Raw genomic sequence first — 19,848 nt, forward strand, 5'->3', positions numbered from 1 at the left:
AGCCCTCCGGTGCGCTGCCGCGAAGGTAGCGCCCTCGGGATAGCGCGCCAGCCCTGCGGCTGCGGCCAATCGTGCTGCGCCGCGTCGGCTGTATAAGGGACGGCATGGATACCGATCCCCTGCGCATCACCTGGCGGAACGCGCGGCGCCTCCATGCCGCGGCGACGGCGCTGGCGGTGGGCCTCGGGGCGCCGCTCTGCACCCTGGCGCTCCTGTGCATGCGCGACCTCATCGGCGTGATGCCCCGCGACGAGGCGCAGAGCGTGCCGTTCCTGCGCCTCACGGTGGCTTTGCCGCAGGGCGAGTGGGTGCTGGCGAAGGGCTGGCCGATGCGGCCGGCGGAGCTGGAACTCGCGGGCTTCCTCGGCATCGCCGGCTGTGCCCTGGCGCTCGCCGCCATCGGCTGGCTGGTCGCGGTGCTGTGCTTCCGCGCCCAGAACCGCGCGGCCGACGCCGTCCGCGACCGGGCGATCCGGGCGATCATCGCCTCGCCGACCACCGCCCGGGACGATCTCCGGGGCGTCGCCCGGCTGGTCGGTGAGGTCTTGAGCCGCACCGAGCGCCTGCTGGCGGCGGGCATCGTCGTGCCGGCCATGACCCTCGTGGCGGTCGCCCTGGCGCTCGCCTTCGCCGCCCTCGCCGCGCCGCGCCTCGTGCCGGCGGCGGCGGTGGGCCTCGCGGCGGCGGCCCTCGCGGATGCGCTGATGCTGCGCCGGGGCCACGAGCGGCAGGATCTGCGCGTGCGCACCGCCACGCGGGTGGAGGCCGGTCTCGGCGACCTCGTGCGGCGCCTGCCCGCCGTGCGCAACCACGGGGCGGGCGCCCTGGAGATGGCGCGGATCACCTCCCGCGTCGCGGTCAACCGCGCCAAGATCGCCCGCGCCGAGGCGCGCCTCGCCTATGCGCGCGGCCCCGCCGTGGCCCTGGCGGCGATCCTGCCCGCGCTCGCCATCGGCACGGCCCTGTGGCGCACCGGTATGAAGGGCGAAGCCGCCTCGCCGCCGGTGGAGCCCGCCGACCTCGCGGCGGCGGCGGGCGCCTTCGGCGTGGCCGCGTGGCTCGTCGGCGCCTGCGTGCGGCTCTGGCTGACGCGGCAGACCGTACGGCCGCGCCTGCGGGACCTCGCCCGCACGATCACCGCCCTCGATGGGCGCACCGGCACCCGCCCGGCGCCCCCGGTGACGCGGCGCCTGCCGGAGGCGGGGACGCTCGCGGCGCAGGATGTCGGCGCCTTCGATCCGGCCACGGGCGAGCGGCTGGCTCGCTCCACGGTCGCGGTGACGATGCCGGGCCATGTGGCGATCACCGGGGGGCGCGGCAGCGGCGCGCGGGTGCTCGCGGCGGTGCTCGCCGGGCAGATCGAGCCCACCGCCGGCTCCGTGACCTATGCCGGGCTCGACCTGTCGTCCCTCGATCCCGTGCAGCGGGCGCGGCGCATCGCCTTCGCGGGGGGCGAGGCGATCCTCGTGGAGGGGAGCCTGCGCCAGAACCTGCTCTACGGCACGAAACCCGGCCAAGCCCCGGACGACATCGCGCTCATCGGCCTCTGCCGCCTCACCGGCCTCGACGGGATTGTCTACAGCCGGGGCCTCGACGGCCGGCTCGACGGGAAGACCGATCCCGACCTGGCCGCCGCCATCGTGGCGGCGCGGCGGGGGATGCAGGCGGCGCTGGCCTCCGAGGGGGCGGGCCGGCTGATCGAGCCGTTCGACCCGGAGCGCTACAACCACCAAGCCAGCGTCGGCGAGAACATCCTGTTCGGCACGCCGGTCGGGGGCGCCTTCGCCCCGGCCCGGCTCGCCCGCAACCCCTACATGCGCGCCGTGCTGGAGGCGGAAGACCTCGTGCGCCCGCTCACCGAGATCGGCCTGACGGTGGCGCGGATGACCGTCGAGATCTTCTCGGAACTGCCGAACGACCACCCGCTCTTCGACGCCTACTCCCTCTTCCCGGCCGCCGAGCGGGGCTATTTCGAGGATCTGGTGGTGCGCCTGCCCTCCGCCACGGGCCTGCGGCGGGGGCCGGCGGGCCAGCGTGACCGGAAGCGGCTGATCGGCCTCGCCCTGCGCTACAGCGAGACGCGCCACCGCTTCGGACTCATCGACCCCGCCTTCGAGGAGAGGCTGCTCCAGGCCCGGCGCTCCTTCGCGCGGATGCTGCCGGCCCACCTCTCCGGGGCGGTCGAGTTCCACGATCCGGCGCGGATCAACCCGGCGGCGAGCCTGGAGGAGAACCTGCTCTTCGGCCGGGTGAGCCTCGGTGAGGCCAATGCCGAGAAGCGTGTGCGGGCGCTGCTCCGGCGCTTCCTCGCCGACGAGGGGCTGGAAGCCGCCGTCTACCGCCGGGGGCTCGACAGCGAGGTCGATTCCACCGGCGGCGGCGCCCTGTCGGACGGGGCGCTCACCGCGCGGGACCGCATCGCCATCGAACTCGTCCGCTGCCTCGCCCGCGAGCCGGACATCCTCGTCATGGCCGTGCTCGAAGCCCGCCAGCCCGACGATTTTGCCGCGCGCCTCGCCGGGCTGCGGCGCCTGCGCGCCGGGCGCGGCCTCATCGTCTGCCTGCACGGCCCCACCGTGCCGGAGGGGCTCGATCCGTTCGACGCGGTGATCGCCGTGGAGAACAGCGCGGTGGTGCCACAGGCGGATGCCGTCCTCGAACCCGCCTAGTGCATCGATCCAGACGAAGGCGTCAGCCGTGTCTGGAAAAATTGATGCAAAAACAAGGAGCTAGGGCAGAGACGCATGAACGGAGTGAGTGCGTCACTGCACTAGGCGGCCTCACCGGCGCCGCAAAGGCGGGCGAAGATCGCTGGCTTAACAGTCGGTTAAGCATGATGCGGCACCCCTCGGGTCGCATCGCGCCCCTGGATCCCGCCCCCGGTTCATGCCCCTCCGGACAAGCCTCGCCGCCGGCCTCGTCCTCCTCGCCCTCGGCTCGGCCGCGACGGCGCAGGACAAGGCGACGGCTCCGATCCCGGCGGGCACGCTGGCGATCATGGCGTCGAAGGGCACCAGCGCCTCGGCGCCGGTCGTGTTCCGCGCCTACAAGCGCGAATCGGAACTCGAGGTCTGGAAGAAGGCCGCCAAGGGCTACGTCTTCATCAAGTCCTTCCCGATCTGCCGCTGGTCGGGCCAGCTCGGCCCCAAGCACCGTAACGGCGACCGGCAGGTGCCGGAGGGGTTCTATTCGGTCGCGAAGCGGCAGATGAACCCGAACTCGCATTACCACCTGTCCTTCGACGTCGGGTACCCGAACGAGTACGACCGCGCCCATGGCAGCAGCGGCTCGGCGATCATGGTGCACGGCATCTGCTCGTCGATGGGCTGCTTCGCCATGACGAACGGGACGGTGGAAGAGATCTACGCCATCGCCCGCGAGGCCCTGGCCGGCGGGCAGGCGGCCTTCCAGTTCCAGGCCTACCCGTTCCGGATGACGGCCGAGAACATGGCCCGCCACCGGACCGACCCGAACTTCGCCTTCTGGCAGAACCTGAAGGAGGGCGCCGACCGGTTCGAGGCGACGGGGGAGGAGCCGCAGGTCTCGGTGGTGGGCGGGCGCTACGCCTTCGCCCCCTCCAAGGATCCGAAGCGCGAGGCGGCCTACGTCACCCGGCATGCCATGGAGGAGGCGCGGATCGCCGCCCTCGCCACCGAGGCGCCTGCCGTCCGCACCACCTATTCCGATGGCGGCCAGAACGCCTTCTGGGCGGCCTACGTGTCGCGCGGCGGGGCGGTCGGCGACATCAGCCGGCCGGAGGCCCTGGCCTTTGCCGCGCAGGAGGTCATCCTGACGCCGGCCCGCCGCCGGGCGGCTCCGGTGCCGGAATCGGTCTGGACCGGATGGATCGCCGCCGCGCCCCGTCCGGGCGAGACGCCCTTCGTGCCCGCCTATGCGAGCCGGCGCGATTCCCTTGCCCGCCTCGCCGACCCGTTCCAGGCCCGCTACGCCGACAGCCTGCCGCGTCTTTTGCGCGACACCCTCGGCCAGGATGGCGAGCCGCGCCTCCACCGGCCCGGCCTCGTCGCCTCGGCGGCCCCGCTCTGACGCGCGGCCGGGCGGCGGAAATGATGTCCCGGCAAAGCTTTAGCGCTCGGCCCCAAATTCATGGCTGACCTGTGGGAAGGCCGGGCTCGGAGCCGGCCCCATGTGTGCGCCCGCACATCGCGGCGCGGTTGCGTTCCCCAATTCATTGTCCATCAGGGACGAAACGGTAGTCCTGTAACGGACTTCTGCCGGACTTCGCCCAATTTCTCTGGAACGACGACGGAGATCCGATCCTTGTTGCGGTCGGGAAGGTCCGTCCGAAGTGATCACCATGTCCCAGGATCCCGTGCCCCTTCCGGGCACAGCGAACGACGACCTCGTCCTCAGGTTCTGGGGCGTCCGTGGCTCGACCCCGGTCAGCGGGCCGCAATACGCCGAGTTCGGCGGCAGTACTCCGTGCCTGGAGGTCCGCTGCGGCGAACGCCTGTTCGTGATCGATGCCGGCTCGGGCCTGTACAACCTCGGCCAGAATCACCGGACCGACCTGCCGCAGCGGGTGGACCTGCTGTTCAGCCACCTGCACCTCGACCACACGGCGGGCCTGCCCTTCTTCAAGCCGGCGGTGCTCGACTGCGACCGCACCATCCGCACGTGGTGCGGCAACCTCGACGGGCAGTCGGCGAGCGACGCCCTCGACAGGCTGTTCGCGCCGCCGCTGTTCCCGATTACACTCGACAACCTGTGCTGCACGTTCAGCCATCACGGGTTCAAGGCCGGCGAGCCGCTGGTCTTCGAGGACGGGACCCGCGTGGACACGATCCTGCTCAACCACCCGCAGGGGTCGGTGGGCTATCGGTTCGACCATAACGGCCGGCGCCTCTGCATCATCAGCGACATCGAGCACCGCGACCCGTGGCCGGATCCGGCCCTGGCGGAGTTCGTCGCGGGCGCGGACCTGATGGTCTACGACGGCATGTTCACGGATTGCGAATATCCGACCTGCCGGGGCTGGGGTCATTCCACGTGGCAAAAGGGCGTCGAACTCGCCCGCGCCGCCGGGGTGAAATCGGTCGCGATCATCCACCTGCACCCGGCCCATTCCGACACGACCCTGCACGCGATGGAGGCCGACCTGCAGGCCGCGATGCCGAGCGCCTTCATCGCCCGCGAGTACCAATCGGTGGTTGTTGGCGCGCAGTCGGCCGACGTCCACGAAGTGCCCGGCGAGGTCCGCCCCCGCGTCCGCGCGGCCTGAGGCGCCCATCCGAATCAGGCCGGGCGGTTTCCGCGCGAGGCGCTGAAGCGCCGGTAGGCGAACAGGACGAACAGGGCGGCCCCGACCGTCAGGATGCTCCATCCGAAGGGCGACACCGCCTGGTCGTCGATCGGATGACCGATGCGGCCCAGCGCCACGAGAAGGCCGAACACGGCGAGGAGCGCCGAGGCGAGCATCCCGAGAATCATCACATCCCCTTACGCGATTGGCTTGAGAGCGGGGGAATGCCCGCGGGGCACGGTCGTTCCGCGGGGGCGACGGATGCGTCCATCACATCACCGCGCGCGGCGCTCGCCTCTCCCCTGCGGCGCAAGGTTGGGCTAAGGAGGCCCCGGCAGTGTTCCTTCCGCACTGCAAGGAGCCCGAGACGACGGTGATGACCGGCCAGGAAACGCATCTCGACCCGCAGCACGAGACGCCCGCCGGGCCGGCGCGGCGCCCCGACACGCAGCTCGTGACGATCTTCGGCGGTTCCGGCTTCCTCGGCCGCCACGTCGTCCGGGCGCTCGCGAAGCGCGGCTACCGGATCCGCGTCGCGGTACGGCGGCCGGACCTCGCCCTGTTCCTCCAGCCCCTCGGCAAGGTCGGCCAGATCGTCGCCGTGCAGGCGAACCTGCGCTACCCGGATTCGATCACCCGCGCCGTCGAGCGGTCGGACGTGGTCATCAACCTCGTCGGCATCCTGCAGGAGAGCGGGCCGCAGCGCTTCGCGCGGCTTCAGGCGGACGGGGCGGGTGCCATCGCCCGCGCCGCCGCCGCCAACGGCGCGCGGATGATCCAGGTCTCGGCCATCGGCGCCGATGCGAACTCGCCCTCGGCCTATGCCCGCACCAAGGCGGAGGGCGAGGCCAAGGTGCTCGCCGCCTGCCCGGACGCGATCATCCTGCGCCCGTCGCTGATCTTCGGACCGGGCGACAGCTTCTTCAACCGCTTCGCCGGCCTCGCCCGCGCCCTGCCGGTGCTGCCGCTGGCCGGCGCGCAGACCCGCTTCCAGCCGGTCTTCGTCGGTGATGTCGCCGAGGCCGTCGCCAAGGCGGTGGACGGGCATGTCGCCGGGGGCAAGGTCTACGAACTCGGCGGGCCCGAGGTCGCGACCCTCGACCATCTCGTCCGCTACATGCTGAAGACCATCCAGCGCAGCCGCCTCGTCCTCGACCTGCCGCTGCCCATCGCCAAGATCCAGGCGCGGGCGCTGGAAATCGTGAACACCCTGACGCTCGGGATGCTGCCGGACGAACTGAAGCTCACCCGCGATCAGGTGATCCTGCTCCAGACCGACAATGTCGTCTCCGACGCGGCGAAGGCGGAAGGCCGCAGCATCGAGGCGTTCGGCATCGTGCCGACCGCCGCCGAGGCCGTGGTGCCGGGCTACCTCTGGACCTTCCGCAAGGCGGGCCAGTTCGCGGAGGGGCGCGGCAGCGAGGCCCAGGCCGGCGTGCCGGACCTGCTGGCCCCGGAGCCGATGGCCGCGCCCTCGACCCACCGCCCCGAGCGCGCCGCCGGCCCGGCCATCGGCGCCGACGCGGGCAGCAGCCCCATGGGCTCCCGCTGGGGGACGCGGAAGTAGGGTCCTCCGGCTTCCTCCGTCATTGCGAACGCAGTGAAGCAATCCAGGGGCGGGAGGGCCGCTGACGACCGTGGCGCGTCCCTGGATTGCTTCGTTCCTCGCAATGACGGCGGTGGACGAGCCTACCGCACCACGCCCTTCGCCTTCAGCGCCTCGCACTCGGCCGCTCCGAGGCCCAGGCGCTCCTCCAAGATCTCGGCGGTGGAGCCGCCGAGATCGGGCGGCATACGGCGGACCGGCAGGCGCTGGCCGTCGAGGCGGTAGGTCGGGGCGATGACATTGCCGCCGGCCTCGCCGGAGACGATCAGCCCGGCCTCCTTCGCCCGGTCGCCGAGCAGCGCCTCGCGCAGGCCCGTCACCTCGCCGCAGGGGATGCCGCATTCCCGCAGCCGGGCGATGAGGTCGCGCCGGGTCCATTTGGCGAGCTCGGCATCCAGCACCGGCACGAAGGCGGCGCGGTTCTTCGAGCGGTCGAGATTGGTCGCGAAGCGCGGGTCGGCGCAGAGATCGGGCCGGTTCAGCACCTGCTCGCAGAAGCGCCGGTACTGTCCGTTGTTGCCCACCGTGATGACCAGCGGCCCGTCGCCCGCCTCGAACACGCCGTAGGGCACGATGGAGGGATGGGCGTTGCCGTAGCGGGGCGAATCGAAGCCCTGAGCCAGGGATTCGAGCCCGTAATAGGAGGTCAGCGAGACGCCGCTGTCGAACAGGGCGAGGTCGATCTTGCGGCCCTTGCCGGTGCGCTCCCGCTGGTAGAGCGCCGCGATCACCGCCTGCGCCGCGTATTGGCCTGTGAACAGGTCCACCGCCGCCACGCCGAACTTGAGGGGCGGCCCGCCCTGATCGCCGTTCAGCGCCATGACCCCCGATTCGCCCTGCACGACGAGATCGTAGCCCGGCCGCGTCGCCTCGGACCCGTCCGAGGCGTAGCCCGCCACCGAGCAGTAGATCAGGCCCGGATTCTCGGCGCTGAGCGCGTCGTAGCCGAGGCCGAGCCGGTCGGCGCCGCCGGTCTTGAAGTTCTGCACCAGCACGTCGCTGTCGCGGGCCATCGCCTTCACCAGGGCGAGGCCCTCCGGGGCGGCGAGATCGACTCCGATGGAGCGCTTGTTGCGGTTCACGCTGTCGAAATACGAGGTGTTACCCGGCGTCGTGCGCACGCCCCAGTCGCGGGTGTCGTCCCCCCGCTCCGGGTGCTCCACCTTGATCACGTCGGCGCCGAAATCGCCGAGCACCTGCGCGCACCACGGCCCGGCGAGCACCCGCGACAGGTCGAGGACGCGGATGCCGGTCAGCGGCAGGTCGTCGGGGTCGAACAGCATCGCGTCATCCTCAAGCGCCCATCACGCCGTCGAGGCCGCGCACGGCCTCGATCAGCAGCGGACGGGCCACCTCCATCAGGAAGCGCCCGTCGGTGATCACCGAGGGGGCGCCGCAATTCACCGACATCGCCGGCAGGCCCCCGCCGGGGTCGAACCCCACGGCGATGGCGGAGACGGTCTCCTGCCACTCGCCGAAGGAGGTGCAGCAGCCGATCTCCCGGTGCTCCTGCACCGCCCGGTCGAGCCCGGCGCGCAGCTTCGGCCACGCCACCGGATCGAGGGATTTCAGGTCCTCGTAGATCCGCTCGCGCTCCCGCTCGGGGCAGATCGCGACATAAGCCCGGCCCATGGCGCTGCGGGCGAGCGAAATCCGCGAGCCGGTGTCGAGGTTCAGCGCGATGGCCGCCGGGCCGCGGTGGCAATCGACGTAGCGCATGCTCAACCCGTCGCGGACGCCGAGCCCCACGGAGGCGTTCGCCGCCTCGGCCACCGCCCGCAGGGCCGGCCGGGCGATGGCACGCACGTCGAGCCCGCCCAGCGCCGCCGAGGACAGGGCGATGGTCGCCGTGCCCAGCCGGTAGCGGCCGGATTCCGGCAGGTGCTGCAGGTAGTTGAGGCGGGTCAGGGTGTGGGTCAGCCGCGAGACGGTGGAGCGCGGCAGGCCGCAGGCCTCGGCGATGTCGTGGTTGGCGAGGCTCGTCCGCCCCGGCCCGAAACAGGCGAGCACGGAGAGGCCCCGGGCCAGCGCCGTCACGAAGTGGCGGTCCTCTCCGGCCTCTTCCGGCATGATATCCGCCCCCTCGCTCATCGGCGCAGGAAGGCCGCGAAGATGGCCTGCGCCTCGGGGGTCTTGCGCAGGGCGTGGAACACCTCGGATTCCTCGCGCAACGCCGTGCGGACGATCTCCTCCTGCCCGCGCCGCAAGGCCTGCTTCGTCGCGGCGATCCCCTGCGCGGGGAGGGCGGCGAGCGCCCGCGCGCGGTCGAGGGCCGTAGGAAGGGCCTGCCCCGCCGGCACCACCGCGTTGACGAAGCCCGCCTCCTTCGCGGCTTGCGCGCCGAAGGGCTCCGCGAGCATCAGCAGTTCGGCGGCCCGCTTCGCGCCGGCGATGCGCGGCAGCAGGTAGCTCGATCCGCCCTCGGGGCTGAGGCCCAGGGCTGCGAAGGGCAGGCGGAACTTGGCGCCGTCGCCGGCATAGGCGAGGTCGCAATGGAGCAGCAGCGTCGCGCCGATGCCGACCGCGTGGCCCTCCACCGCCGCGACGACGGGCTTCGCGCAATCGCGCAACGCCGCGAGGAAGATCATGCCGGGGCTCTCGCCCGTGGTCTGCGTGTCCTGGAAATCGCGCAGGTCGTTGCCGGCGGTGAAGCAGCCGCCGGCCCCCGTGAGCACCACGGCGCGCACCGACGCGTCGCCATGCGCCGCCGCGAAGGCCTCGGTCAGCGCGGCATAGGCCGCCCGGTCGAGGGCGTTGCGCCGCTCCGGCCGGTCCATGGTGACGAGACGCAGCCCCGGCTCGACATCCGCGACGGTGACGCTCATGCCGGCGCGCCCGTCAGCCGCGCCCGGGCCTGCGCGTATTCCCGCGTGAGGCGGGCGACGAGGTCGGCGGTGGGGGGGGCGTCATCGATGCTGCCGACGCCCTGGCCGGCACCCCAGACATCCCGCCACGCCTTCACCTGGGCACTGCCGAAGTTCATCGCGGTCTTGTCGCGCTCGGGCAGGGCGTTCGGGTCGAGCCCGGACTTGACGATGCTCGGTGTCAGGTAATTGCCCGGCACGCCTGTGAAATACGGCGTGTAGAGAATGTCGTTGGCCGAGGAGCCGGCAATCATCTCCCGGTAGCCGGGCGCGGCGTTCGCCTCCTGCGTGGCGATGAAGCGCGTGCCCATATAGGCGAGGTCGGCCCCCATCGCCTGCGCGGCGAGGATCGCGGAACCCGTGGCGATGGCCCCCGACAGGATGATCGGCCCGTCGTAGAAGCGGCGCACCTCCGAGACCAGGGCGAAGGGCGAGAGCGTGCCCGCATGCCCGCCGGCCCCGGCGCAGACGAGGATCAGCCCGTCGACGCCGGCCTCCAGCGCCTTCTCGGCGTGGCGGACGGAGATCACATCGTGGAACACCACCCCGCCATAGGCGTGGACCGGCTTGATCACCGCATCCGGCGCCCGCAGGCTGGTGATGATGATCGGCACCTCGTGGCGCACGCAGGCCTCGACATCCTGCGCCAGCCGGTCGTTCGAGGCGTGGACGATCTGGTTCACCGCGAAGGGCGCGACCTTGCGCGAGGGGTCGGCTTCCTGGGCCTCGCGGAGCGTGGTGGTGATCCGCGTCAGCCACTCGTCGAGGACGGGTTGGGGCCGCGCGTTCAGCGCCGGGAACGAGCCGACCACCCCCGCGAGGCATTGCGCGATCACGAGGTCCGGCCCCGAGACGATGAACATCGGCGAGGCGATGACCGGCAGGGCGAGCCGCCCACGCAGGACCGGCGGGAGCCGCGCCTCAGCGGCGGAGGGGACGAGCGCATCGCTCACGGCCGGACTCCCGGCATCGGACGGCGCGAAACGGGCTTCCGGCACTCCACGCGGGTCTCCTCCCTGGCGGGCCTTCGCGAGGCCGCGCAACCGCAACGGACCGCCACGGGTTGAACCCCGTCTCGCGGCGGTGGAAGGGTTCGCATAGCCCCGCCGAGCCTGTCAAACCGGGTCGGTGCCGCGTTCCGCCAGCCGAGACGGTGTTGCGTCGAATACCGCATGCGCCTTGACAGGCCGGTCCCGGAGCGGCCACCCTGGCGCAAATGCAGAACGACATTCCGCACAGCGGAACAGGGAGGGCCCGTTGATCAAGCGTGACGACCACGGCGGCATTGCCGTGCTCACCCTCTCGAATCCGCCGGTCAACGCGCTGGGCGCCGAACTCCGCGCCCGTCTCGACGCCGCCCTGGCCGAGGCCTTCGCGGACGAATCCGTGCGGGCCGTGGTGCTCACGGCCGAGGGCAAGCTGTTCGTCGGCGGGGCCGACATCACCGAGTTCGGCAAGCCGCCGCAGCCGCCGATCCTGCCCGACATCCTGGCCCGGCTGGACGATGCCCCGAAGCCCGTGGTCGCCGCCATCAACGGCGCGGCCCTGGGTGGGGGGCTCGAACTCGCGCTCGCCTGCCACGCGCGCCTCGCCGCGCCGGGGGCGAAGCTCGGCCTGCCGGAGATCAAGCTCGGGCTCATCCCCGGCGCAGGCGGCACGCAGCGCCTGCCGCGCCTGATCGGCCCGGCCCCCGCCTTCGCGATGATGCTGACCGGCGAGCCGGTGAGCGCCGGCAAGGCCGCCGAACTGGGCTTCGTGGACGAGGTGGAACTCGGCGACCTTCTGGAGGCCGCGCGGACCCATGCCCGCGAGATGGCCGATGCCGGCCAGTTGCCCCGCGCCAGAGACCGTGACGCGCACCTGACGCAGGCGGCCCGCGAGACCTTCGAAGCCAAGGCCGAGGAGGCGCTGAAGCGCGACGCGAACGCCACCAACGTCGCCGCCCTCGTGCGGGCCGTGCGCGGCGCCTTCGAGAAGCCGTTCGACGCGGCTTTGGCCGCCGAGCGCGAGGAATTCCGCGCCCTCGTGGACGATCCCCGCTCGAAGGCCCTGCGCCATGCCTTCTTCGCCGAGCGCGAGGCGGCGAGGGTGCCGGGCCTGCCGAAGGACACGCCCCGCCGGGAGATCGCCCGCGCCGCCGTGATCGGCGCCGGCACGATGGGCGGCGGCATCGCCATGTGCTTCGCCAATGCCGGCATCCCCGTCACGGTGATCGAGACCGAGCAGGGCGCGCTGGGCCAGGGGCTCGACCGGGTGCGCGGCCTCTATGCCGGCTCGGCCAAGCGCGGCTCGATCTCGGAGGAGGAGCGCGATGCCCGCATCAGCCGCATCACGGGGGCGGTGGGCCTCGCCCATGCGGCAGACGCCGACATCGTGATCGAGGCGGCGTTCGAGGAGATGGGCGTCAAGCGCGCCATCTTCTCCGAGCTCGACCACATCGCCAAGCCCGGCGCGATCCTGGCCACCAACACCTCCTATCTCGACGTGAACGCCATCGCCGCCGTGACGAGCCGGCCGCAGGACGTGCTCGGGATGCACTTCTTCAGCCCGGCCAACGTCATGCGCCTCGTGGAGGTGGTCCGCGCGGAGAAGACCGCACCGGACGCGCTCGCCACCGCCCTCGATCTCGGCCGGCGCCTGAACAAGCTGCCGGTGGCGGTGGGTGTGTGCTTCGGCTTCGTCGGCAACCGCATCCTGGAGAAGCGCAGCAAGGCCGGCGAACGGCTGCTGCTCGAAGGCGCGCTTCCGCACGAGATCGACGCCGCCGTGACGGAGTTCGGCTTCCGCATGGGTCCCTACGCCATGAGCGACCTCGCCGGACTCGATATCGGCTGGCGCTCGCGCAAGGATTTCGGCGGCCGGGCTCCGATCGCGGATTCCCTCGCCGAGACCGGTCGCTACGGCCAGAAGACCGGGCGCGGCTTCTACCTCTATCCCGAGGGCGCCCGCGCCGGCACCCGCGACCCGGAGGTGGAGGCACTGATCGAGCGCACCTCCGCCGAGCACGGCATCACCCGCCGCCCCTTCACCGCCGACGAGATCATCGCCCGGCTGATGTACCCGATGGTCAACGAGGGCGCCCGCATCCTCGAAGAGGGCATCGCGGCGCGGCCCGGCGACATCGATACGATCTGGATCAACGGCTACAATTGGCCCGCGTGGCGCGGCGGCCCGATGCACTGGGCCGACGGGATCGGCCTCGACCGGATCGCCGCCGACCTCACCCGCTTCGCCGCCGAGACCGGCGATGAGAGCCTGGAGCCCGCCCCCCTCCTGAAGCGCCTCGCCGCCGAGGGCGGCCGGTTCGGGGACAAGGCATGACGGCGCCCGTCCACCGCCCCTCCCATCACCCACTCCGTCATTGCGAACGCAGTGAAGCAACCCAGGGCAGCGGGACCTTTCCGAACGTGGCGCCGCTGGATTGCTTCGCTCCGCTCGCAATGACGGCGGGGGTGGCAACAACAGGGGCGGCTCGTCGCCCGGAGAGGATCGCATGACCCACGCCGTCATCGTCTCCACCGCGCGCACGCCGATCGGCAAGGCCCAGCGCGGCGCGTTCAACCAGACCCACGGCGCCGACCTGGCCGCCCACGCGATCCGCGCCGCCCTCGACCGCGCCCGGCTCGAACCGGAGGCGGTGGAGGAAGTCGTGCTCGGCTGCGGCTACCCGGAAGCCTCGACCGGCGGCAACGTCGCCCGCCGCGCCTCGCTCATCGCGGGGGTGCCCGTCACCTCGGCGGGGGTCACGGTCTCGCGCTTCTGCGCCTCGGGGCTGGAGGCCGTCGCCTCGGCCGCGCGGCGCATCGTCCTCGACGGCGTGCCGGTCGCCGTGGCGGGCGGGGTCGAATCGATCAGTCTCGTCCAGCCGCATGTGCAGCGCGAACTCACCCGCAACGCGTGGCTCGACGCGCATCTCCCCGCCATCGCCATGCCGATGATCGAGACCGCCGACATCGTCGCCGCGCGCTACGGCGTCTCGCGGGAGGCGCAGGACGCCTTCGCCCTGGAAAGCCAGCGCCGCACGGCGGCGGCGCAGGAGGCCGGTCTGTTCGATGACGAGATCGTGCCGATGAGCGCGGTGATGGCCGTCACCGACAAGGCGACCGGCGAGACGCGGCAGGTCGAGACGCGGCTCGCCAAGGACGAGGGCAACCGCCCCGACACGACCTTGGATGGCCTCGCCAAGCTGAAGCCCGTGCGCGGGGAGGGCGCCTTCATCACCGCCGGCAATGCGAGCCAGCTCTCGGACGGGGCGTCGGCCTCCGTGCTGATGTCCGCCGAGGAGGCCACCCGGCGCGGCCTGACCCCGCTCGGCACCTTCCGGGGCTTCGCCTCGGCGGGCTGCTCGCCGGAGGAGATGGGCATCGGCCCGGTCTTCGCGGTGCCGCGCCTGCTCGAACGGCACGGACTCAGGGTCTCCGATATCGACCTGTGGGAACTGAACGAGGCCTTCGCCTCGCAATCCGTCTATTGCCGCGACCGGCTCAGGATCGACCCGGAACGGGTCAACGTCAACGGCGGCGCCATCGCCATCGGCCATCCCTTCGGCATGTCCGGCGCCCGCCTCGTCGGCCACGCCCTGCTGGAAGGCCGCCGCCGGGGCGCGCGCTACGCCATCGTCACCATGTGCGTCGCCGGCGGCCAGGGCTGTGCCGGCCTGTTCGAGATCGGAGGCTGATCCATGGATCTCCGCTTCACCCCCGAGGAAGTCGCCTTCCGCGACGAGGTTCGCAGCTTCTGCCGGGAGAAGATTCCCGCCGAGATCCGGCGCAAGGTCTCCGAGGGGCGCGGCCTCTCGAAAGAGGACATCGTCACCAGCCAGCGCATCCTCAACGCCAAGGGCTGGGCGGTGCCGCATTGGCCCAAGGAATGGGGTGGCCGGGATTGGACCACGGTCCAGCGCTACATCTACACGGAAGAGCTGTTCCAGGCGGCGGTGCCCCTGCCGCAGCAGTTCAACTGCTACATGTTCGGCCCCGTGCTCGCGACCTTCGGCCGGCAGGACCAGAAGGAGCGCTTCCTCCCCCGCGCCGCCAACCTCGACGATTGGTGGTGCCAGGGCTTTTCCGAGCCCGGCGCGGGGTCCGACCTCGCCTCCCTCAAGACCAGGGCCGTGCGCGACGGCGACCATTACATCGTGGACGGCCAGAAGACCTGGACGACGCTGGGCCAGCACGCGGACTGGATCTTCTGCCTCGTCCGCACCGATTTCGAGGCGAAGAAGCAGCGGGGCATCTCCTTCCTGCTCATCGACATGAAGACGCCCGGCATCACCGTGCGCCCGATCATCACCCTGGAGGGCCGGCACGAGGTCAACGAGGTGTTCTTCGACGCGGTGCGGGTGCCCGTGGAGAACCTCGTCGGCGAGGAGAACAAGGGCTGGGACTACGCCAAGTTCCTGCTCGCCAACGAGCGCACCGGCATCGCCCGGATCGGCCTCACCAAGGAGCGCATCACCCGCATCAAGCGCCTCGCCCGCGAGATGCCGGCGGGGGAGGGTACGATGTGGGACGACCGCGATTTCCGCGCCCGCGTCGCCGGCGTCGAGGTGGAGCTGAAGGCGCTCGAGATCACGCAGATGCGGGTGGCCGCCAAGCAGGGCAGGGCGGATTCCGTCGAGCCGGACCCGGCCTCCTCGCTCCTGAAGATCCGGGGCTCGCAATTGCAGCAGGCGGCGACCGAACTGCTCCTCGAACTCGCCGGCCCCTTCGCGCTCGCCGCCCCGGCGCGGGGGCAGGGCGCCAACGATCTGCCGGGCGGGTTCGACTGGGTCGATGCCGCCGCGCCGAGCTACTTCAACAACCGCAAGGTCTCGATCTACGGCGGGTCGAACGAGATCCAGCACAACGTGATCGCCAAGGGCATCTTGGGGCTGTGAGCCTTACCCACCCGCGCCGTCATTGCGAGCACAGCGAAGCAATCCAGGGCAGCGGGACTTCGGGAAGCGAAACGCTTCCCTGGATTGCTTCGCTCCGCTCGCAATGACGGGTGGCGCCGAAGGGAGAGCAGAATGGATTTCGACCTGAACGAGGATCAGTCGCTCCTGCGCGACAGCGTCGAGCGGCTTTGCGCCGACCTCTATCCCTCGCTCGAAGCCCGGCAGGCCCATGCCAAGGCGCCCCTCGGCTTCCCCGATGCGAACTGGCAGAAGTTCGCCGAACTCGGCATCTCCGGCTTGCCGTTCCCCGAGGAGGCCGGCGGCTTCGGCGGCGGTCCCGTCGAGACGATGCTGGTGATGGAGGCGGTGGGCCGCCACCTCGTGGTCGAGCCCCTGTTCCCGACCCTGGTGCTCGGCGGCACGGCCCTGCGCCTCGGGGGGAGCCCCGACCAGTTGGCCCGCCTCGCCCCCGGCCTGATCGAGGGCTCCCTCCGGCTGACGCTGGCCCATACCGAGCGGCAATCGCGCTACGATCTGTTCGACGTGGCGACCACCGCGCGGCGCGACGGCGACGGCTTCGTGCTCAACGGGGCGAAGTCCATCGTCCCGAACGCCGACTCGGCCGGTCTGATCGTGGTCTCGGCGCGGGTGTCCGGCGAGCGCCGGGACCGGGCGGGGATCGGCCTGTTCCTCGTGCCCGCCGACGCCCCCGGCGTGAGCATCGCGCCCTATCCGACGCAGGATGGTGGCCGAGCGGCGGAGGTCTCGTTCTCCAATGTGAGCGTGCCGGCCGACGCGGTGCTGGGCGATGCCGAGGGCGGCCTGCCCCTGCTCGAACGGGTGATCGAGCACGGCATCGCGGCGCTGGCCGCCGAGGCGGTGGGCTCGATGGAGACCCTGCACCGGCTCACCGTCGAGTACCTGAAGACGCGCACGCAGTTCGGCACGACGATCGGCGCCTTCCAGGCGCTGCAGCACCGGGCCGTCGACATGCTGATCGAGCTGGAGCAGGCCCGCTCCATGGCGCTTTACGCCGCGATGATGGTGGAGTCGGACGATCCGGTGGCCCGCGCGGCGGCGCTGGCGGCGGTGAAGATCCGCATCAACACCGCCTGCCGTACCCTCGGCCAGGAGGCGGTGCAGCTGCACGGCGGCATCGGCATGACGATGGAATATCTCGGCGCCCGCCACTTCAAGCGCCTCGCGATGATCGCGACGCAGCTCGGCGACACCCCGCACCACATGCGGACCATCACCGACGCGGAGGACGGGCTGCTGGCGGCGTGAGGGGGCTGCCCCCTCACGCCCTCCGGGGCGTCAGTTGAACACCGAGCTCAGGCCGCCCTGCACGCGGGCGAGGCCCGACTTCGCGACGCCGTTGTTCGGGTCGATGGTCGCGGCGCGCTGGTAATTGTCGAGCGCTTCCTTGCGCTGGCCGGACTTCTCGTAGGCCAGGCCGCGATAGGCCCAGGACGTGGCGTCCTTGTTGTTCACGTTGAGCGCCGCGTTGTAGTCCTCGATCGCCTTCGGATACTGGTTCGTGGCGATCAGGCTCTGGCCGCGCGCGGCGTAGGGCGCCGAGACGAAGGGGTTCCGGTCGATGGCCGCGTCGAAATCGGCGATGGCCTGGGTGTCGAGACCCTGCTTCTGCTTCACCAGACCGCGCGCATGATACGCCTCGGCCGATTCGGGGCTCAGGCGGATCGCGACGTTGAGATCGTTGAGGGCGGCGTCGAGGTTGCCCTGCGCCCGCTCCACGTTGGCGCGGCCGATATAGGCCGGGCCGTAATTCGGATCGGCGCTGATCGCCTTCGAGAAATCCTGCAGGGCGGCGTCGTTGCGGCCGGTCTGGCGCAGGGCCAGCGCCCGGTTGTTGTAGGCCGAGGCCGAATTCGGATCGAGCTGGATCGCCTTCGTGAAGTCGCCGATCGCCTCGCTGAACTGGCCCGCGCGGGCATAGGCCGCGCCGCGGGTCGTGTAGGCGGCGGCGTCGTTCGGGTTCCGCTGCACCACCTCGCTGAGCGAGGCGATGTTGCTCGTCGTCGCCCCCGTCGTATCCGTTTCCAGCACCGCGTACTGGCGCGCGCCCGCGGCCGAACCCACGGTCTCGCAGCCCGCCAGCCCCCCGGCCGCGACCAAAGCCGCGCCGACCAGCGCGGCCTTCACGAGCCCGTTGCCTTGCGTCATCGCCCCATTCTCCCGGGAGCCGCCATGCCCTGCACGGTGCCCCGCCCCTGATCCTGTCCGCTCCGGCGCATGGCGCCCGGCTCCGGCAATCCGCGTGCAACCTCGCGCAGCGCGGTGAATGCCCCCTTAAAGCCGGGCCGAGTCGCACGGCCGGGCGAACCCTGGAACGGTTGGAAGCGGCGGGATGTGGCGAAGGTATGACCCCCCGCCGCCGGGGCGCGCAATCACCCCGCCGGGCGGCCAAGCGCGTGTGCCGGTGTGGCCCGGGGGACGCAACCAGGCCCGTCATAGGCCGCCATCACACGCACTCCGTCATTGCGAGCGCAGCGAAGCAACCCAGGGCGGCGCCACATTCCGAGACGTCCCGCTTCCCTGGATTGCTTCGCTTCGCTCGCAATGACGGGGAGGGGGGCAATCACGGCGCGGACCGTCAGCCGGCCTTCAAGCGGGTGACGTGCCCCATCTTGCGGCCGGGGCGGGCCTCGCCCTTGCCGTAGAGGTGCAGATGCGCGCCGGGCTCCGCGAGGATCTGCCGCCACGCCTCGACCTGATCGCCGATCAGGTTCTCCATCTCGCAGGGCAGGCCGCCGACGCGGGCCGCGCTGCCAAGCGGCCAGCCGCAGACGGCGCGGACATGCTGCTCGAACTGCGAGGACAGCGCGCCCTCGATGGTCCAGTGCCCGGAATTGTGGACGCGCGGCGCGATCTCGTTGACCACGAGCCGCTCGCCGCCCTCGCGCACCAGGAACATCTCCACCGCCAGCACCCCGACATAGTCGAGGGCGTCGGCGATGGCGCGGGCGATGCGGTAGGCCTCCTGCGCCGTCTCGGGGGAGACGCCCTCGGCCGGCACCCGCGTGAAGGCCAGGATGTGGTTGCGGTGCTCGTTCTCGCAGAGGTCGAAAGCGGCGAAGCTCCCGTCGGCGCCGCGCGCGGCCACCACCGAGACCTCGCGCTCGAAGGGCACGAAGCCTTCGAGGATCAGCGGCGCGCCGCCGAACTCGGCGAAGATCGCGTTGCGGTCGCCCTCGCCGGGCTCGCGGATGATGCGCTGGCCCTTGCCGTCGTAGCCGAAGCGGCGGGTCTTCAGCACCGCCGGCAGGCCGATCGTCTCCAGGGCGCGGGCGAGGTCGTCCGGCGTGTCCACCGGGCGGAACGGCGCCGTGGGGATGCCGAGGCGATTGATGAATTCCTTCTCCGAGAGCCGGTCCTGCGTCGTCGCCAGGGCCTCGGCGTTCGGGTGGAGCGGAGCGTGGCGGGCCAGCACCTCGGCGGTGGCGCGGGGGATGTTTTCGAACTCGTAGGTCACGACATCCACCGACGCCGCGAAGGCCGCGAGCGCCGCCTCGTCGTCATAGGCGGCGCAGGTGGTGCGGGCGGCCACGTCGAAGGCCGGGCTGTCGGCATCGGGGGCGTAGACATGGACCTTCAGCCCATGGTTCGCCGCCGCGAGGGCGATCATGCGGCCGAGCTGGCCGCCGCCGACGATCCCGAGCACCGCGCCGGGGGCAATCGCGTTCTGCGTCACTGTCCTTGAGTCTCCGGCCGTTCGGCCACGGATGCGCTCTGCGCCGCGCGCCACGCGTCGAGGCGGTCCGCCAGCGCCTCGTCCGAGAGCGCCAGCACGGCGGCGGCGAGCAGCGCGGCGTTCACCGCCCCGGCCCGGCCGATGGCCAGGGTGCCCACCGGCACACCCGCCGGCATCTGCACGATGGAGAGCAGGCTGTCCTGCCCCGAGAGGGCCTTCGATTCGACGGGGACGCCGAAGACCGGCAGGCTGGTCATCGCAGCGGCCATACCCGGCAGGTGCGCCGCGCCGCCGGCCCCCGCGATCACCACCTTGAACCCGGCCGCGCGCGCGCCCTTGGCGAAGGCGACGAGCCGGTCCGGCGTGCGGTGAGCGGAAACGATGCGGGCATCGTAGGGGATCGCCAGCGCATCCAGGGTCTGCGCGGCATGGCACATGGTCGCCCAGTCCGACTGGCTGCCCATGATGATCGCGACGGGTGGCGCCGACATGCGTGGTCCCAGCAAAAGAGGGCGCTTAACC

16 protein-coding genes are annotated in these 19,848 nt (G+C 71.7%); 8 read left to right on the forward strand and 8 right to left on the reverse strand.

Annotated elements, in window-relative coordinates:
• The first annotated feature begins 104 nt into the window (after positions 1–104).
• The 3 genes from ACS5Q7_RS01455 (at position 105) to ACS5Q7_RS01465 (ending at position 5,242) form a co-directional block, all read left to right on the forward strand.
• Positions 105–2,669, forward strand: a complete 2,565-nt coding sequence (locus ACS5Q7_RS01455; protein ID WP_478337649.1) for a P-loop NTPase family protein — start codon at positions 105–107, stop codon at positions 2,667–2,669.
• 217 nt (positions 2,670–2,886) lie between these two features.
• On the forward strand, positions 2,887–4,047 hold the full coding sequence (locus ACS5Q7_RS01460; protein ID WP_478337650.1) for a L,D-transpeptidase family protein: 1,161 nt from the start codon (positions 2,887–2,889) through the stop codon (positions 4,045–4,047).
• Positions 4,048–4,318: 271 nt separating this feature from the next.
• Entirely contained in the window at positions 4,319–5,242 is a 924-nt protein-coding gene (locus ACS5Q7_RS01465) for an MBL fold metallo-hydrolase (RefSeq protein ID WP_478337651.1), read from the forward strand.
• A 14-nt stretch (positions 5,243–5,256) separates the two neighbouring features.
• Here the strand turns inward: ACS5Q7_RS01465 and ACS5Q7_RS01470 are convergent, their stop codons facing one another.
• Complete coding sequence (locus ACS5Q7_RS01470) at positions 5,257–5,451, reverse strand: hypothetical protein (protein WP_478337652.1); 195 nt, start codon at positions 5,449–5,451, stop codon at positions 5,257–5,259.
• A 188-nt stretch (positions 5,452–5,639) separates the two neighbouring features.
• On the opposite strand from ACS5Q7_RS01470, the gene ACS5Q7_RS01475 reads away from it, so the two are divergent.
• Entirely contained in the window at positions 5,640–6,830 is a 1,191-nt protein-coding gene (locus ACS5Q7_RS01475) for a complex I NDUFA9 subunit family protein (RefSeq protein ID WP_478338008.1), read from the forward strand.
• Between the two features lie 122 nt (positions 6,831–6,952).
• On the opposite strand, the gene ACS5Q7_RS01480 is transcribed toward ACS5Q7_RS01475, so the two are convergent.
• From ACS5Q7_RS01480 to ACS5Q7_RS01495, 4 genes are read right to left on the reverse strand one after another with little or no spacing between them, the layout of a single operon-like run.
• The gene (locus ACS5Q7_RS01480) at positions 6,953–8,152 is read right to left on the reverse strand and encodes a CaiB/BaiF CoA transferase family protein (RefSeq protein WP_478337653.1); all 1,200 of its coding nucleotides are present in this window, start codon (positions 8,150–8,152) and stop codon (positions 6,953–6,955) included.
• Between the two features lie 10 nt (positions 8,153–8,162).
• On the reverse strand, positions 8,163–8,939 hold the full coding sequence (locus ACS5Q7_RS01485) for an IclR family transcriptional regulator (protein WP_478337654.1): 777 nt from the start codon (positions 8,937–8,939) through the stop codon (positions 8,163–8,165).
• A gap of 17 nt (positions 8,940–8,956) precedes the next feature.
• Positions 8,957–9,694: an enoyl-CoA hydratase/isomerase family protein gene (locus ACS5Q7_RS01490; protein WP_478337655.1), complete on the reverse strand. Its 738-nt coding sequence runs from the start codon at positions 9,692–9,694 to the stop codon at positions 8,957–8,959.
• Positions 9,691–10,596, reverse strand: a complete 906-nt coding sequence (locus tag ACS5Q7_RS01495; protein ID WP_478338009.1) for an NAD(P)H-dependent flavin oxidoreductase — start codon at positions 10,594–10,596, stop codon at positions 9,691–9,693. The genes ACS5Q7_RS01490 and ACS5Q7_RS01495 overlap by 4 nt, the downstream gene beginning before the upstream one ends.
• Before the next feature lie 394 nt (positions 10,597–10,990).
• Here ACS5Q7_RS01495 and ACS5Q7_RS01500 point away from each other — a divergent pair, with 394 nt between their 5' ends.
• The 4 genes from ACS5Q7_RS01500 to ACS5Q7_RS01515 all read left to right on the forward strand — a co-directional run bounded on the left by ACS5Q7_RS01500 (position 10,991) and on the right by ACS5Q7_RS01515 (position 16,898).
• On the forward strand, positions 10,991–13,054 hold the full coding sequence (locus ACS5Q7_RS01500; RefSeq protein WP_478337656.1) for a 3-hydroxyacyl-CoA dehydrogenase NAD-binding domain-containing protein: 2,064 nt from the start codon (positions 10,991–10,993) through the stop codon (positions 13,052–13,054).
• Positions 13,055–13,226: 172 nt separating this feature from the next.
• Positions 13,227–14,411, forward strand: a complete 1,185-nt coding sequence (locus ACS5Q7_RS01505) for an acetyl-CoA C-acyltransferase (protein ID WP_478337657.1) — start codon at positions 13,227–13,229, stop codon at positions 14,409–14,411.
• Positions 14,412–14,414: 3 nt separating this feature from the next.
• Positions 14,415–15,611 (forward strand): acyl-CoA dehydrogenase family protein, encoded by a 1,197-nt coding sequence (locus ACS5Q7_RS01510; RefSeq protein ID WP_478337658.1) that lies wholly within the window; start codon positions 14,415–14,417, stop codon positions 15,609–15,611.
• 132 nt (positions 15,612–15,743) lie between these two features.
• On the forward strand, positions 15,744–16,898 hold the full coding sequence (locus ACS5Q7_RS01515) for an acyl-CoA dehydrogenase family protein (protein WP_478337659.1): 1,155 nt from the start codon (positions 15,744–15,746) through the stop codon (positions 16,896–16,898).
• 30 nt (positions 16,899–16,928) lie between these two features.
• On the opposite strand, the gene ACS5Q7_RS01520 is transcribed toward ACS5Q7_RS01515, so the two are convergent.
• The 3 genes from ACS5Q7_RS01520 to purE form a co-directional block, all read right to left on the reverse strand.
• Complete coding sequence (locus ACS5Q7_RS01520) at positions 16,929–17,798, reverse strand: tetratricopeptide repeat protein (RefSeq protein ID WP_478337660.1); 870 nt, start codon at positions 17,796–17,798, stop codon at positions 16,929–16,931.
• A 430-nt stretch (positions 17,799–18,228) separates the two neighbouring features.
• Positions 18,229–19,326: a 5-(carboxyamino)imidazole ribonucleotide synthase gene (locus ACS5Q7_RS01525; RefSeq protein WP_478337661.1), complete on the reverse strand. Its 1,098-nt coding sequence runs from the start codon at positions 19,324–19,326 to the stop codon at positions 18,229–18,231.
• Entirely contained in the window at positions 19,323–19,817 is a 495-nt protein-coding gene (gene purE, locus ACS5Q7_RS01530; protein ID WP_478337662.1) for a 5-(carboxyamino)imidazole ribonucleotide mutase, read from the reverse strand. Before purE ends, ACS5Q7_RS01525 begins: the two co-directional genes overlap by 4 nt.
• Positions 19,818–19,848: the final 31 nt, after the last annotated feature.

The organism is Methylobacterium sp. Gmos3, assembly GCF_056430985.1.

Excerpts from the sequence above, each read along its gene's own strand:
- purE (WP_478337662.1), bottom strand. The coding sequence starts at position 19,817 with ATGTCGGCGCCACCCGTCGCGATCATCATGGGCAGCCAGTCGGACTGG.
- ACS5Q7_RS01490 (WP_478337655.1), bottom strand. The coding sequence starts at position 9,694 with ATGAGCGTCACCGTCGCGGATGTCGAGCCGGGGCTGCGTCTCGTCACC.
- ACS5Q7_RS01460 (WP_478337650.1), top strand. The coding sequence starts at position 2,887 with ATGCCCCTCCGGACAAGCCTCGCCGCCGGCCTCGTCCTCCTCGCCCTC.
- ACS5Q7_RS01465 (WP_478337651.1), top strand. The coding sequence starts at position 4,319 with ATGTCCCAGGATCCCGTGCCCCTTCCGGGCACAGCGAACGACGACCTC.
- ACS5Q7_RS01455 (WP_478337649.1), top strand. The coding sequence starts at position 105 with ATGGATACCGATCCCCTGCGCATCACCTGGCGGAACGCGCGGCGCCTC.
- ACS5Q7_RS01485 (WP_478337654.1), bottom strand. The coding sequence starts at position 8,939 with ATGCCGGAAGAGGCCGGAGAGGACCGCCACTTCGTGACGGCGCTGGCC.
- ACS5Q7_RS01520 (WP_478337660.1), bottom strand. The coding sequence starts at position 17,798 with ATGACGCAAGGCAACGGGCTCGTGAAGGCCGCGCTGGTCGGCGCGGCT.
- ACS5Q7_RS01475 (WP_478338008.1), top strand. The coding sequence starts at position 5,640 with ATGACCGGCCAGGAAACGCATCTCGACCCGCAGCACGAGACGCCCGCC.
- ACS5Q7_RS01480 (WP_478337653.1), bottom strand. The coding sequence starts at position 8,152 with ATGCTGTTCGACCCCGACGACCTGCCGCTGACCGGCATCCGCGTCCTC.
- ACS5Q7_RS01505 (WP_478337657.1), top strand. The coding sequence starts at position 13,227 with ATGACCCACGCCGTCATCGTCTCCACCGCGCGCACGCCGATCGGCAAG.
- ACS5Q7_RS01470 (WP_478337652.1), bottom strand. The coding sequence starts at position 5,451 with ATGATTCTCGGGATGCTCGCCTCGGCGCTCCTCGCCGTGTTCGGCCTT.
- ACS5Q7_RS01510 (WP_478337658.1), top strand. The coding sequence starts at position 14,415 with ATGGATCTCCGCTTCACCCCCGAGGAAGTCGCCTTCCGCGACGAGGTT.
- ACS5Q7_RS01515 (WP_478337659.1), top strand. The coding sequence starts at position 15,744 with ATGGATTTCGACCTGAACGAGGATCAGTCGCTCCTGCGCGACAGCGTC.
- ACS5Q7_RS01495 (WP_478338009.1), bottom strand. The coding sequence starts at position 10,596 with ATGTTCATCGTCTCGGGGCCGGACCTCGTGATCGCGCAATGCCTCGCG.